Annotated in this window: 15 protein-coding genes; 7 read left to right on the top strand and 8 right to left on the bottom strand. The window is 47.6% G+C overall.

The features are described from left to right. Positions 1 to 26: 26 nt before the first annotated feature. The 6 genes from CR164_RS04380 to CR164_RS04355 all read right to left on the bottom strand — a co-directional run bounded on the left by CR164_RS04380 (position 27) and on the right by CR164_RS04355 (position 5,038). Entirely contained in the window at positions 27 to 1,988 is a 1,962-nt protein-coding gene (locus CR164_RS04380; RefSeq protein ID WP_110023034.1) for an FAD-dependent oxidoreductase, read from the bottom strand. 26 nt (positions 1,989 to 2,014) lie between these two features. After that, complete coding sequence (locus CR164_RS04375) at positions 2,015 to 2,992, bottom strand: 4-hydroxy-3-methylbut-2-enyl diphosphate reductase (RefSeq protein WP_110022730.1); 978 nt, start codon at positions 2,990 to 2,992, stop codon at positions 2,015 to 2,017. Between the two features lie 121 nt (positions 2,993 to 3,113). Beyond that, positions 3,114 to 3,518, bottom strand: coding sequence for a hypothetical protein (locus CR164_RS04370; RefSeq protein WP_110022729.1), 405 nt, complete (start codon positions 3,516 to 3,518; stop codon positions 3,114 to 3,116). Next, entirely contained in the window at positions 3,502 to 3,894 is a 393-nt protein-coding gene (locus CR164_RS04365) for a phage holin family protein (RefSeq protein ID WP_110022728.1), read from the bottom strand. The genes CR164_RS04370 and CR164_RS04365 overlap by 17 nt, the downstream gene beginning before the upstream one ends. 23 nt (positions 3,895 to 3,917) lie before the next feature. Then, the gene (locus CR164_RS04360; RefSeq protein WP_239994459.1) at positions 3,918 to 4,187 is read right to left on the bottom strand and encodes a hypothetical protein; all 270 of its coding nucleotides are present in this window, start codon (positions 4,185 to 4,187) and stop codon (positions 3,918 to 3,920) included. Positions 4,188 to 4,300: 113 nt separating this feature from the next. Next, positions 4,301 to 5,038, bottom strand: a complete 738-nt coding sequence (locus CR164_RS04355; protein ID WP_110022727.1) for an SDR family NAD(P)-dependent oxidoreductase — start codon at positions 5,036 to 5,038, stop codon at positions 4,301 to 4,303. A 366-nt stretch (positions 5,039 to 5,404) separates the two neighbouring features. Between CR164_RS04355 and CR164_RS04350 the strand changes: the two genes are divergently transcribed. From CR164_RS04350 to CR164_RS04335, 4 genes are read left to right on the top strand one after another with little or no spacing between them, the layout of a single operon-like run. After that, positions 5,405 to 6,109 carry an ABC transporter ATP-binding protein gene (locus CR164_RS04350; RefSeq protein WP_110022726.1) on the top strand — a complete coding sequence of 235 codons (705 nt, stop codon included), beginning with the start codon at positions 5,405 to 5,407 and terminating at the stop codon, positions 6,107 to 6,109. A gap of 23 nt (positions 6,110 to 6,132) precedes the next feature. Next, the gene (locus CR164_RS04345) at positions 6,133 to 7,674 is read left to right on the top strand and encodes a hypothetical protein (RefSeq protein WP_110022725.1); all 1,542 of its coding nucleotides are present in this window, start codon (positions 6,133 to 6,135) and stop codon (positions 7,672 to 7,674) included. An 11-nt stretch (positions 7,675 to 7,685) separates the two neighbouring features. Next, on the top strand, positions 7,686 to 9,776 hold the full coding sequence (gene ligA / locus CR164_RS04340) for an NAD-dependent DNA ligase LigA (protein WP_110022724.1): 2,091 nt from the start codon (positions 7,686 to 7,688) through the stop codon (positions 9,774 to 9,776). Between the two features lie 19 nt (positions 9,777 to 9,795). Then, positions 9,796 to 10,425 (top strand): LOG family protein, encoded by a 630-nt coding sequence (locus CR164_RS04335; protein ID WP_110022723.1) that lies wholly within the window; start codon positions 9,796 to 9,798, stop codon positions 10,423 to 10,425. A 21-nt stretch (positions 10,426 to 10,446) separates the two neighbouring features. Here CR164_RS04335 and ubiE read toward each other — a convergent pair whose 3' ends face one another. Both ubiE and hisI read right to left on the bottom strand, forming a co-directional pair. Beyond that, positions 10,447 to 11,199, bottom strand: coding sequence for a bifunctional demethylmenaquinone methyltransferase/2-methoxy-6-polyprenyl-1,4-benzoquinol methylase UbiE (ubiE, locus tag CR164_RS04330; RefSeq protein ID WP_110022722.1), 753 nt, complete (start codon positions 11,197 to 11,199; stop codon positions 10,447 to 10,449). Further along, on the bottom strand, positions 11,183 to 11,596 hold the full coding sequence (gene hisI, locus CR164_RS04325) for a phosphoribosyl-AMP cyclohydrolase (RefSeq protein ID WP_110022721.1): 414 nt from the start codon (positions 11,594 to 11,596) through the stop codon (positions 11,183 to 11,185). Before hisI ends, ubiE begins: the two co-directional genes overlap by 17 nt. Positions 11,597 to 11,857: 261 nt before the next feature. Between hisI and CR164_RS04320 the strand changes: the two genes are divergently transcribed. From CR164_RS04320 to CR164_RS04310, 3 genes are all read left to right on the top strand, one after another. Next, positions 11,858 to 12,940, top strand: coding sequence for an efflux RND transporter periplasmic adaptor subunit (locus CR164_RS04320; RefSeq protein WP_110022720.1), 1,083 nt, complete (start codon positions 11,858 to 11,860; stop codon positions 12,938 to 12,940). 75 nt (positions 12,941 to 13,015) lie between these two features. After that, positions 13,016 to 14,026, top strand: a complete 1,011-nt coding sequence (locus tag CR164_RS04315) for a ferrochelatase (protein ID WP_110022719.1) — start codon at positions 13,016 to 13,018, stop codon at positions 14,024 to 14,026. A gap of 46 nt (positions 14,027 to 14,072) precedes the next feature. After that, the gene (locus CR164_RS04310) at positions 14,073 to 14,291 is read left to right on the top strand and encodes a hypothetical protein (protein WP_110022718.1); all 219 of its coding nucleotides are present in this window, start codon (positions 14,073 to 14,075) and stop codon (positions 14,289 to 14,291) included. Positions 14,292 to 14,294: the final 3 nt, after the last annotated feature.

The raw sequence follows: 14,294 nt of genomic DNA, 5'->3' as shown, positions 1-14,294 counted from the left end.
CAAAGAGTGCTGCGGAAGATTGTCAATCAGCTCAGCGCTCCGGTCGGGCAACGCTCCACAAGGAGCTTCATAGCGGTCGTTTCCTCCTGGCCGATTTCTTCGAGTGTTCGTACACAGATGCCGCAATCGACGCATTTTTCCCTTTCAAACCTTACTCCAGCCCCCCGGTCGACCGAGAAGTCCTCATGTTCTTCTTTTCCGCATTCCTGCGAGATGTCATAGGCCGAGGCAAGTTCACGCAAACGGCAATCGTTTTTGCTAACGCAACTGCAACGCAAGCATCGTTGAGCCTCTTCTCTTGCCTGTTCTTCTGAAAAACCAGCAGAAACTTCGTCGAATCCACTGACTCTACGATGCATGGAAAGCTCAACAGCCATCGCCCTCGATGAAGGGGTTGCCCGCCGGTAAAATCCTTCTGGTGCAAGGTCTCTGGGGCCGTAACTTGAGTGGAAAGACTTGGCTGGTACTTCCTGCGGCTTTTTACTGAGAAACCCGTCGATCGTCTTTGCAGCCAGTTTCCCTTGCCTGACGGCGTTCACGGCTGTATCGGCACCGGTTACGCAGTCCCCACCGGCAAAGACCCACGGTATTGATGTTCGTAACGTTGCCGGATCTACAAGTACCGTTCCGTTTTTTGTCGAGGTTAATCCCTGTTTTTCGTGAACGGACTTGTCAACGTTCTGCCCGATGGCGGTAATGACCATGTCTGCAGAAAGGGAGCACTCCGAATTTTCAAGTGGAACAGGACGGCGTCTTCCGCTTTCATCGGGTTCACCCAGGGTCATTTTTACAGTGCTGACCAGAAGATTGTTCTCTACATTTTTTATACCTGTCGGTGCAGTAAGGATGTCGATTGAAATACCTTCATGCAGTGCTTCCTCAATTTCTGTACGATTTGCCGGCATTTCCTCCATGGTTCTGCGATAAAGAATACGCACCGATCCTGCACCTAACCGGAGTGCTGTTCTTGCCGCATCTATGGCAGTGTTTCCGCCGCCTATCACGAGCACTCTGTTGCCTGGATTGACAGTACCGCCCGAAGCAAAGCTGTTGAGAAAATCAATGCCGGACAATACTCCTTGGGTTTCTTCACCCTTTATGCCAAGGCTGCCGGGCTGCTGTGCGCCAACAGCAAGAAACAGTGCATCAACCCCATCTTGTTTCAGGCTATCAAGGGTGATGTCCTCCCCAAATACAGTGTTGCAGATAAAATCAGCACCCATGGATCGGATGGGTTCGATATCCGCCTCTATGGTTGCGACGGGTAACCTGAAGGGGGGAATGCCATAACGCATCATTCCGCCAGGGGTATCGTGAGAATCATACACTGTTACATCGTGACCTTCTTTCAGCAGATAGTATGCCGCAGTGAGCCCTGCCGGTCCGGACCCTATTATCGCGACTTTCTTTCCGGTTTTCGGTTTGCAGAAAGGAAGGTGGCGATCTCCGGATTCGATGTCCTTGTCGGCGGCAAAACGCTTCAAGGTACATATGGACAAGGGCTCGTCGACGCCGTGACGTCTGCATTCATCCTCGCAGGGGGCGTGGCATACCCTGCCGAGGATGCCCGGGAGAGGAATGTCGTTCTTGATGATTGCTATGGCTTCGCTGTCGTTGCCTTTTGCTATAGCCGATACGAAAGCTGGAATGTCACAGCCGGCCGGACACGAGATCTCACATGGACCGCTGCAATCGCCACAGTGATGTTCGAGAAGACGTTCAAGATTTTTCTTGCGGATCGCATAGAGTTCGGGGGTGTCGGTTTCGACAGCTATGCCCGGAGTGATATCGGTGCTGCATGCAGGGACAAAACGATGTTTTCCCTTGATTTCAACAATGCACATCCAGCATGAGCCGAGAGCATGGAGCGACTCATGATGGCATAAGGTGGGAATGGTTGTGCCGTTTTGCCTCGCTGCTTCAAGAATGGAAACCCCGGCTTTAGCGGAAACTTCTGTGCCGTTCAGAGTGAAAGTGACAGTATTCATGATGATAAACAAATATCGTGAGGCATTCAGGAAGCGTAGTGTTTTTCAATGAACCGTGCAACTTTTTCCAGAAGCCACATCGGTGTTGACGTCGCTCCGCAGACTCCTACATTTTCAACAGTGCTTCCATTGTCAGAAAACCATTCGTCCTGAAGGTCATTTTCATTTTCGATGAAATAGCTGCGAGAGTTGGACTGTTTGCAAATGTTGAAAAGGACCTGCCCGTTGGAGCTTTTTTTCCCGGCGACGAAAATAATCATGTCGTTTGCCGCTGCGAAATCATGCAGCTTGCTGTTTCTGCTCGAAACCTGGCGACAGATGGTGTCTTTGTAAACAAGGCGGGGCAAAGGACGCACTCCGGTCATTTCCGCCGTAAGGTCGATATCCCGGATATCTTTCCATGATAGAGCATCACTTCGTCCGGATGAATCCACCTTTTCACTGAAAAGATGTTCAAGATTTTCTTTCAGTGTATAAAACCCGGGTACATCCATCGTTGTCTGTGATATCAGTGCGGTTCTGCGGGTGAAGTCAATGGGAGCTGCTTCTTCGGGAACCGAGAGATCCGCATGCTTGATGATGATTGCTTGATTGTCACACTGGCCGTTGATACCGATAACTTCCGGATGTGCTTTTTTTCCATAAATGATGATTTGAAACCCCAATTCGTGCAGTAGCCTTGCCGTGCGTTGCAATTTCGATACAACCGGACAGGTAGAGTCTGTAATCGAGAGTTCGTTGATTTCCGCTGTTGTATAGGTGGATGGGGGTTCTCCATGTGCTCTTATAAGCACAGGAGCATTCCTGAGCCGGTTGTACTCATCGTTGTCTATGGTTATCAGGCCAAGATCTTCAAGACGTTTTACCTCAACTTCATTGTGGACAATGTCTCCGAGGCAGTAAAGTTTGTTATCGAGTTCCTGGAGTTTTTCTTCGGCAAGGTGTATGGTTCCCTGTACTCCTATGCAGAAGCCCGACGATGTTCTGTCCAGATTTACTTTCACAGTCTGCTTTGTATTAATGGTGTGCTCTTGAGTGATTCGAATATAGCAAGTGCAACATCAACTGCCAACTGTTGGTCGGTTACCGCTTTCAGTTTGTTACCGGGCTTGATAACGACTTTTCTCACGTATCTTTGCCGGGCTTCATCTTGCTGTCGAGGTAGTGTTTCAGGTAGCTGAATGCCAGGTCTTTGCTTGAACGCAGAACATCTATACCGATCGATGCGACGGCGCTTTTCAGTTCGGATGGCTCGTTTTTTGACTGTGCAGCCGGTTCGGCACTGGCATGAGAGGGGTGGGAAACAATGGCGCGAATAATTTTTCCGGAGAAAAAACCAAACAGCAGTGATGCTCCGGTTGTTTGCAGAGGGTATTTTCTTATCAACTCGGTAGGGGAGAGTTCCGCCTGAAGCTCTTTTTTAAACTGCCCTGCTCTTTCTTTGAGCTGTCGTTCTCGTTCATGAATGCTGTTTTCAAGTTCGTGAATTCGCGCTTCTATGTTTTTCAGTGGTTCAGCTTTTTTTTCCATGAGAGGAGAGGAGAATATTGTGAATTACATTTTTCAAGAGTTCGGGTCGTATTTTTGCAAACAGCAGGAATGTGAAAAGGAAAACGGAACTGACAATGAGATAGCCGAGATAATAATGACCGAGAAGTTCGCCGATAAACAAGGCAATGGTTGTAATCAAATAAACCAGGCCGGCGATAAAAAGGATTGCGATGATGACAAGTGCCGCGACCATGGCGAGTTTCTCGGTAATTTCGATTTTGATGAGTTCCATCCGGGCTTCGATAATTGCCAGAAGATCTTCGTAGCTCGATGTTACCGTACTATCGATCAGTTCGGTGATGCCTTTTCCTGGCTCTTCTCGCTGTTCGTCGGTCCTGTTTTGTTCTCTGGGCATAAGGTTCGCTAATTGGCCGGTTATTATCGTTTCCTGTGGAATAACAATCCGAGAATGATGCCGGTTCCAAGAGAGATCAGTACAGAGGGAACCGGATTTTCTTTTATGTATTCTTTGACCTTTGAGGCTTTGTCCTGAATTCCCTCGTATTGTTCGCTTTCTTTGAACTGGTTGTACATCTTGGAGATGTTGTCACTGATAACTTCAACCTGTTCGGGGATATGAGATTTAACGGAGCTGTTTGGTTCGGATTCTCCGTTTATGTTTTGATTGCCCGGTATTTCCTGCATCATGATACTTGCGTTGTAGAGCACCTCGAGTCATTGTAATCGATACAGAGGTGTTCAAGTGTTAAGGTGATGTTATTGTAAAATAAAATATATACAAATCAGCTCTCATGGTTAAATCAGTTTAGCAAACGGCCTCCTTCAACATTGATTACCTGCCCGGTTACATAGTTGCTTGCTGTCAGGAACAGTATTGCTTCCATGATGTCAGCTGGCTGTCCAATGCGTCGCAGCGGTATGTTTTTGGCAAGTTCATCTTCAGGGCCGTTATTCCATTCAGGGTTGATTGTCACAGTTCCGGGCGCAATGGAATTTACCAGAATGTCCGGTGCAAAAGCTTTCGCAAAAACTTTTGTAAGATGCTGAACAGCGGTTTTCGAGGCAGTATATGGTGCGAAACCTTGCCATACAAGGTCTGCAGAAATATCGGTCATGGTAATGATTCGCGATACGAAAGGCTGATTTCTCATGATTCTCGCTCCAGCCTGCATTGTAAAGAATGTACCTTTCAGGTTTGTGTCGACGAGGCTTTCCCACTCTGATTCGGTGATGTCGGGCAGCGTTGCGCTGTAAAAGTTCGAGGCGCTCGGAATCAGAAGATCAAGTCTTTTGAATTGCCCTGTGAAAGTTCTGAACGCCTCCTCGATATTGGCTACTTTCGAAACGTTGCATTGCACCATTGCCGATTCAGGGGCGAATGTGCGAACAGTGTCAAGGACGTTCTCCGCTTTTCCCTGTGACATGTTGTATGTAAAGAATATAGAATAACCCTTTCGGGCCAGTGAAATCGCAATTTCACTGCCAAGGCGTCCCGTTCCGCCGGTAATAAAGCACACTTTTTTTTCGGAGGCAGCCATCAGTCGGATAAGAGGTTTTCTGGAATCACCCTATATTGTACGGTTATTCGTTTTTTTCTGTAGTACTTAAAAGAACAGGTAAGGTCTCATATTTTTTATGGTTGTGCAATTCGAAAACAATTTGAAACGTTCAGTCAAGAGTGTTCTATTGAACGATACCAAGACATAAAAAGTTGTTGCCGGTCTTAAAAAAGCATTTTCACAACCAGTCCCTGCAGGAACCGTTTTCGTGGTTCGCGTAAGTTTTTTTGCTTATTATAAGAGCCGGTCAGCCGGCTTTTCCGGAAGCGATAATACCTGATTCCGCCAGGCTGCGCGGAATCAGGCACTGTCAATGTCAATCAGCATGTTCGATACCCCTTGGCGATGAACAAACCTGCCATTCTCAAACTTATTTCTGTCAGAAGGGAGCTCGAACTGTCCCGTGACATTCGTCAAACCATTATTCCCGGACTTTCTCTTGAGATTGAAGAAGGAGAATTCATTTCGATCACCGGTCCGTCCGGTTCAGGTAAGTCGACACTTCTTTATATTATGGGCGGACTGGACAAGCCGACATTCGGGGAGGTTTGGCTCGACGGCATGAACATTACCGATAAAAACGAGAATGAGATGTCGATAATTCGGAATCGGAAAATCGGATTCATCTATCAGTTTCATTTTCTGCTTCCGGAATTCACCGCTCTCGAGAATGTCAGTATGCCGATGATGATCAACAATAGCAAGACAAGGGCACAGATACGTGAGAGGGCTGAAATGCTGCTTGAAAAGGTAGGTTTGAAAGACCGCCGTGATTACAAGCCCAGCCAACTTTCAGGCGGACAGCAACAGCGGGTCGCCGTTGCCCGTTCCCTTGCCAACAATCCGAAAATCGTTCTTGGTGACGAGCCGACCGGTAATCTCGATTCAAAGTCGGGGAACCAGGTGTATGAGCTGTTTGAACAGTTGAACCGGGAGTTCAATCAGACGGTTATTTTTGTTACCCACGATGAAGAGTTCGCCCGCAGGGCCAGGCGGCGTATTCATCTTGTTGATGGAAAAATAGAAAGTGATACCCGAACGGAGGGGTAGTATAAAATCGAGGAGCAGCGACAATGTTTGACAGAATAAGAACTTCTCATCCTTTGGTGTACAGGTATTTCTCCAAACTCGAGGATGGTGAAAAACACTTGAGACGAGTTATCGAACTCGATCGCTACTGGGAGCATCTTCAGAAAGGGGTCCCGAAGGAAGTAATTCTTCCCGGAAGCTCGCTTCCGGACGGAATAACCTTGGATGGAGAGTATGATATTTTTTACGTCGGCGGTACTCTTGGCTTGATGCATGCAGCGGTCATGGCGGGACGCTATGGCTACAAGGTTATGCTGATAGACCGGCATGTTTCAGGGAAATCCACCAGAGACTGGAACATATCACGCAGCGAGCTGGACAAACTCGAAGAGACCGGGGTTTTTTCTGCCGAAGAAATTGAAGCGTTTATCGTCCGCAGATACAGAACCGGCTGGGTTGAATTTTATGTCGAAGAAAAGCGCCAAAAAAAGCTCTACATGGATGACGTGCTGGACTGCGCAGTCGATACCGATCGGCTTCTGAGTGCGGCCAAACAAAAAATACTCGCTAAAGATGGGTGCGATGTTGCTGACCAGTCAACCTTCAGATGTTGTTACCAGTTTCCCGACCATATTGTCATAGAAGTCGAGGGAGCGGATGGCAAACCTCTTTTTTTCAAAGCCAGGGTGCTGGTGGATGTAATGGGGATTCTTTCCCCGATAGCCATGCAGCTTAACAAAGGACGTCCTCAAACCCATGTCTGTCCGACCGTGGGTACTGTTGCGAGCGGTTTTCGGGATGCCGATTACGAGGTAGGGGAAATACTTGCAAGCAACGAACATGCCGATACTTCCGCCGGGAGCAGCCGGCAACTTATCTGGGAAGGGTTTCCCGGTTCAGGAAAGGAGTATATTACGTACCTCTTCTTCTACGATGCAATTGATTCCGATAATGACAAGAGCCTTCTCGGCCTTTTTGAAACCTATTTCCAAAAACTGCCCGACTATAAGGCCCTTTCGGATGATTTTCAGATTCATCGTCCTGTTTTCGGAATCATTCCGGCCTATTCTCACAGAGGATTTACGCGAGAGCGGGAAATCGCCGATGACCATATTCTTCTTTTCGGTGATGCGGCGAGTCTCGGTTCACCGCTTACCTTTTGCGGCTTCGGTTCAATGGTGCGTAATCTGCCGCATCTTACAGGTGCTCTCGACAGGGCGTTGGCCGCTGGGTCACTTTTGCGTGCCGATCTCGAAAAGATCAGCGCTTACGAGCCCAATGTTGCATCGATGGCAAACCTCATGAAGTATATGTGTTACGATGCGCAAACCGATGCACCCGATTTCGTCAATGAGCTGATGAACGAAGTGATGATCGTGCTTGACGGTTTACCGCAGCGTTATAGACAGACCATGTTTCGTGACGAGATGCGTCTGGATGATTTCGTGACCGTTCTCCTCAAAGTTGCCTGGCGTTACCCGAAGGTATTGAAAGCGACCTACGATAAACTGGGGGTTGGCGGTTCGGTTTCTTTTATCAGTAATCTTGCAGGTTGGGCTTTGTCTGCAACCAGAAGCAGGGTATAGGGGGGAAATATATGCATAAAGAAAGCGCGGTTGCGGAAGCGGAGCGTTTGCGTAAAGAGCTCGACCGTCATAACTACCTCTACTATGTACTTGCCAAACCGGAGATTTCGGATTATGAGTTTGACAAGATGCTTGAAAAGCTTATTACGCTTGAAAAAGAGTTTCCGGATCTGAAAACCTCCGATAGCCCCACCCTGAGAGTAGGAGGGTGGATTACCAAAGAGTTTCCCACTGTCAGGCACCGTGAACGTATGCTTAGTCTTTCCAACACCTATTCGGTAGAGGAAGTTGGTGATTTTTACAAAAGAGTGCTCAGGCTTTTGCCCGATGGTTCAGCGCATCAAAATGGACCTGCATTTGTCGCTGAACTGAAGTTCGATGGTGTTGCGGTCAGCCTGATATATCGTGATGGCAAACTGATGCAGGCCGCAACGAGGGGTGATGGGGTTCAAGGTGATGATATCACGCCCAACATCAGGACGCTTCGCTCGGTGCCTCTCCACCTCGGTTCGTTTACCGGAGGAGCGTTGACTTCCGCCGAAAGTGATGCAGAGATAGAGGTTCGAGGGGAAGTGTTTATGCGCAAGGAAGATTTTAAGGCTCTCAACGAAACTCGCCAGGAGGACGAGCAGTTTGCCAATCCGAGAAATGCCACGGCCGGAACCCTCAAGCTACAGGATTCGGCTGAAGTTTCACGTAGAAAGCTATTTTTTGTGGGCTACTATCTGAAAGGGACTCCTTTTGACGATCTGACGCATCATGAACGATTGGAAAAGCTGGAGACGCTGGGCTTTTATACCGGCAAGCACTATCGGTTATGTTACAATCTCGAAGATATCCACAAATTCATCGACAGTTGGCATGACCAACGCTGGGGTCTTCCTTACGAGATAGACGGTGTCGTGCTCAAACTCAACGAAGTTTCTCTCTGGGAAGAACTGGGGGCGACATCGAAGAGCCCGAGATGGGCCATAGCCTATAAATATCCGGCTCAGAGAGCCAGAACCGTTCTTAAAGATGTTGTATTCCAGGTCGGCAGGCTTGGGACCGTTACTCCAGTAGCCCACCTTGAGCCGGTGAGGCTGGCTGGAACAACCGTTTCACGTTCGACGTTGCACAACCTCGATGAAATAGAGCGTCTTGATGTACGGCTGAGCGACACGGTGGAGATTGAAAAGGCAGGTGAAATAATACCTAAGGTGATCAGCGTCGTCAAGGAAGAGCGCCCGGAAGACGCCAGGATTATAACCGTTCCGGAGGTTTGTCCTTCCTGTGGTGCAGTCCTTGAAAGACCGGCTGACGAAGTGAACTTCTACTGCCCGAACGAGGAAGCGTGTCCGGCACAGGTTAAAGCTCGTCTGGAGCATTTCGCTTCACGCAACGCAATGGATATCAACGGGCTGGGTAAGGCGATCGTAGACCAGCTTGTCGACAGCAAACTGGTCTATGATCCAGGAGATCTTTACAGTCTGACACTCGAAGATGTGCTGAAACTCGAGCGTCAGGGTGAAAAATCAGCGGCAAAACTCTTGAACGCGATTGAAAAAAGTAAAAAGCAGGGATACGACCGCTTATTGTTTGCGCTGGGAATCCGTCACGTTGGCCTTGCGACAGCTCGTGAACTGTCGGTATCATATCCTTCTCTGGAAAAACTGCGTGCCGCTACGGTCGAAGAGTTGGCGAATGTTCCCGATATCGGGCCGGTGATTGCCGAAAGTGTCCACGCATTTTTCAAAAAGCCTTATGCACAGGCAATGATCGAAAAGTTCAGAGCTGCGGGCGTGAAATTGATGACAGATGCCTCAACGACATTGGTAAACCGGATTTTTGATGGCATGAAGGTGATTTTTACCGGCGGGTTGGAACGCTATACCCGAAACGAGGCTTCAGAGCTGGTACTGGAGCGGGGAGGGAAGATAGTTTCGTCGGTCAGCAAAAACACCGATCTGGTTGTTGTGGGAAAAGAGCCCGGCAGTAAACTGGAAAAGGCCCGGAAACTTGGAGTGAAAGTGGTCTCCGAGCAGGAGTTCGAGGAATTGCTGAAGCGGAATGAATATGAAACCCAGGAGGGCCACATTGATGCAGCGACGAAATCTGTATAACGACAGAAAGGGCAAAACAATGGATCCGCATTATCGTGTGGCGATTTTCGGCTCTGCCCGCATTAAAAAAGGCGATCAGGAATACAAAGATGTCTTCACCATCGCAAAGGCCCTTGCTGAATCGGGTTTCGATGTTGTTACCGGTGGTGGGCCGGGACTGATGAATGCAGCCAATTCAGGTCACAAGAGTGCCAATTCAGCTACTCATTCCATCGGTTTGAATATCAAGCTACCGCATGAGCAGGTCGCTAATCAGTATCTCGATATCAAGCATGAATTCGATCGTTTCAGTAATCGGCTCGATACATTCATGTCGTTGTCGGATGCGGTTATTGTCGCTCCCGGTGGAATCGGAACACTGCTTGAACTGTTTTATGCATGGCAACTGGTCCAGGTAGAGCATATTTGTGAAACTCCGATTATTTTGTTTGGGCCCATGTGGGGGCCTCTGCTTGAATGGCTCAGGACGGAAGTGCTTTCCAGGAAAATGATCAGTGAAAGCGATATGAGAGTGATTTTTTATATCAACGAAGTCGAAAAAATCATTGCGCTTATCAGGAAAATACACAGCGACCGCTCGGCAGGCGGTCATGTTTGCGACAATTTTGAAAAATACAAAGTTGATTTTGACCTGCGGGATATGCCGTAAAATCGGGGGAAAAAACCGAGTTTATTTCTTTGCTATGTAAAGTATCGATGTTTCAAAAGTCATCGGACGGTATTCGGCTTCACGGAATCCGGCATCTTTTAGAATCGACAGAAAAGCCTCATCCTGTGGGAATTCCTCGACCGAATGCGGTAAGTAGTCATAGGCGAAGCTTGATTTGCTGAAAAGCCCCGCTATTTTCGGAAGAACTTTTTTGAAATAAATCAAATAGAGCTTTTTCAACAGAGGGTTTCTGGGGATCATGGGTTCGATGATGAAGGCATGCCCGCCAGGTTTGAGAATTCTGTGAAATTCTTTGAGTCCTTGCAGCAGGTTCTCGAAGTTTCTTGCGCCGAACCCTGCACTGACGATATCGAACGACTCGTTTTCAAAGGCAAGATTTTCTGCATATCCTTCGCTGAAGGTGATGGATTGATATTTTTTTCTTGCAATTGCCAGCATGTTTGGTGAAATGTCCACCCCTGTAACCATCGATCCGGGAATACCGGACATGGCATGCGCAAGATCGCCGGTGCCTGTCGCGACATCGAGGATTTTCGGGTTTTGGTTTTCTTTCCCTACCAGCAGTTTTGCTTGTTTGGCTGTATAGGACCGCCAGTAATTGTCGATACCAAGACTCAGGAGATGATTGAGAAAGTCATACGTGGGTGCAACATCATCGAACATGTGCTGTATCGAGGCGCGCGACTTCGATCTGAAAAGAGACTGTGCGGCTTCTTCCGGCCGGTGAATCGGCTTTTCAGCTTTTTTTACCATAAACGTCATCAGGATTGAACATCAAAGTATCGCAGATTTCCAGAGAAAGATCTTTTTTTACCTTACGGTAGAAGCAAGAGTGATACCCTACATGACAGGCCCCTCCCTTCTGGGAAACCTTGAGAAGCAACGTATCTCCATCACAGTCGATAAGTATATCGTGGATCTCCTGCATGTTGCCTGATGATTCCCCTTTGAGCCAAAGTTTTTGACGGCTTCGGCTCCAATAACAGGCCTTTCCTTTTTTTAAAGTCATTTCAAGACTTTCGCGGTTCATCCAGGCCATCATCAGAACCTTACCGGTTTCATGGTCCTGAACAATAGCCGGAACCAGCCCGTTGGTATCAAATTTGACACTTTCCAAAAAGTCCTTTTGAAGATCTTGAGGATTACTCATAAACTCGGTAGGTTAGTTACAATTACCGGTGTTTTCATACACCGATACCCGTTTACGTATATTTTTTCGTCCTAAACCAAGCATATTCAATAGATGCACCTCTTTTGTCCTTTCGACTAGCTCATGCATTCGATAACCGCTCGATGTAGGTTGCATAGACCCTAAAGATTGATAAAAATATGGAAAAACCAAGGTTGGTAAGGAGAAAAATTTTGAAACTCTTAACTTCCACATCAGCATTTTAAAGCTTTCCTGGCAGATATGCAGACATTACAGAAGATATTGCCCAAGTATACCGTTGTATTGGGGATTGTTTTTCTTGTAACGGTTATCTATCTCGTTACAAGGGGAAATACCGTTGTTGTAGAGGTTTCTACCGTAAAAAAGATGGAGCTTGCAGAAGCAATTTATGCAACCGGTTATGTCGATGCTGATGCGATGGCCGATCTCCGTAGCGAGATATCCGCGACGGTGGGTTTTATCGGGGCATATGAGGGGGAGTGGTTGGAAAAAGGCAGTGCAGTCCTTGCGTTCGATGACCGCCGGTTGCAGCTTGCTGTGGAGGAGGCAGAGGCAGCGTATGCGGAGCAGAAGGCGAAAGCTGACGATTTACAGGTAAAGCTGAAGAGAAATCGCAATCTTTTTAAAGCAGGGGCTGTTTCAGTGCAGGAATTGGATGACGCTGAAAGGGAATACACACAGGCGAAAAGAAAATTGCAACAGCGGGATGTTCAGCTGAAAAGTCGCAAGGATGATCTGAAAAAGCAGCAGGTCAATGCTCCTCTTGCAGGTGTACTGGCCCTGCTCGACGCAAAAGTTGGGGATTACATTGTCGAGAACACACTTGTTGCGAGAATTATCGATACAAACAGTTATGTCATTAACGTTGAAGTTGATGAACTTGATGTTCCCCGCCTGAAAAAAGGTCAGATTGCAACTGTGGCGTTGGATGCATTGCCGGAAGAGCGTTTTTCTGCCGTTGTTTCCCGGATAGTTCCCGAGACGGACAGGATCACCAAGACATCGAAGGTGTACCTGGAACTCGATGAACATATCGAGGGTTTGCAGGTTGGGATGACGGCGACGGCAAACATAGTTTATAATGTTCGCGAAGGAGCGTTACTGGTCCCGAAAAGTTCCGTACTCGAGCAAATGCAGCAGAACTATGTATGGAAGGTAGAAAAAGGAAAGCTGCAGAAGCAGGCGATAAAAAGCGGTGCCGAAGATAGTCGCTTCGTCGAGATACTCGATGGCCTGATTCAAGGGGACAGTGTTGTTGTCAAACCCGAAGAGAAGTTCAGGCAGGGAATGGATGCGAAAGTTGTTGGAAATGTCAATGATTGAGGGGGATAGAAAGCATTGTCGGATTTGACCCGCAAACCTGTCGTTTGTCCCGAAATAATAAGACATTCAGCGCCAATGGCGAAAAAAGTTGCTGTTATCATTGTTGCTCACGGAGAAGCGGAAACTGACGGTTTTTTGGATAACTTTTCCATGACTCGTCATACCTTGGCTCACGCATCCGAAGTCATGAAGCTTCCCAGACCTCTTCAGTTGTTGATATCCATTATGTCGGGCCTGAAAAACAGGGCGAGGTTTGCCAAGTTACGCTATGTATCTCCTCATAATCAGGTTACCCGTAAACAGGTTGCAAGGATTGCCGATAAGCTTGCCCGCTATCGGGACGCATCGGGATCGTTGTCATTCGATGTTTTTCCGGCATTTTCGGTAACTGTTCCATTTATGGAGGATGTTATCGATGACACCCGGCATTACGATGCTCAGATCATGCTTTACATGTCGCCTGTGGATAACCGGCTTGCCTGTGGATCGATCTGCTGGTTTCTTAACGATAGGTGTGAGGAATATGATCTTTCCGGTGTAAAGATTGTCAGTCGCTTATGGAGAGACAAGGGACTTTTGGCGGTCTATCTCGATCATATTTTTCAGCATGCGGAACAGACCTGGAAAAGAGAAAGGGATGAACCGGTTCTTGTTCTTTGTTTTCATGGCACACTTATCGCTGATGCTCAGGGAAATCCTCCGCTCTTTCATACCGGACAACAGGAAACAACCGTTTTTGGTGAAACATTGCGGGCGTTGATTATGAAGGATACAAGAAATCCTTTTCGGGATGTTTACAGCGCCTATCTTAATCACGATGTCGGAGGAACGTGGACATCTCCTTCTCTCGAAGAGACACTTGAGATGTTGAAGAAAGAGCCGCCGAAACCTGTTGCTCTTTTTAACGCCGGTTATTTTGCCGAAGGGAATGAAACTATCCTGAATGCAATGAATATGCTTAAAGGAAGCGGGTTATCTGCAACGACCTATATTCCTTGCATCAACGATGCCGAGATTTTTACAGAATTTCTTGCTGATAGGATAGTCTCAGCTGCTGAACAGGTGATAGGCCTGAAATTTTCATAGCGTAATAGTTTTTGCCGATAACCACAAACTGTAAAAGGAGGTTCCCATGCAGGGTAAGCAGGACGATAACGTAGTATTCACGTTTGATTCCATCGTTGTTTCTGGAGGAAATCCTGAGGCTCTTGCCGTGAATCTGGCGCGTCAGTTTTACCAGCAGATGAGAAAACAGGAGTTTGATCAGAAGCAGATATTGCGCGTTGCAACGGAACTTGTCAGTTGCCTGACGGCAAGTTTGGATGAATACAGGAAAAAAGTTATGCGTTAAGCC

Origin of the sequence: Prosthecochloris marina, from assembly GCF_003182595.1 — a bacterium.
Lineage (GTDB): Bacteria > Bacteroidota > Chlorobiia > Chlorobiales > Chlorobiaceae > Prosthecochloris > Prosthecochloris marina.
This window is presented reverse-complemented; position numbering and strand designations above follow the sequence as displayed.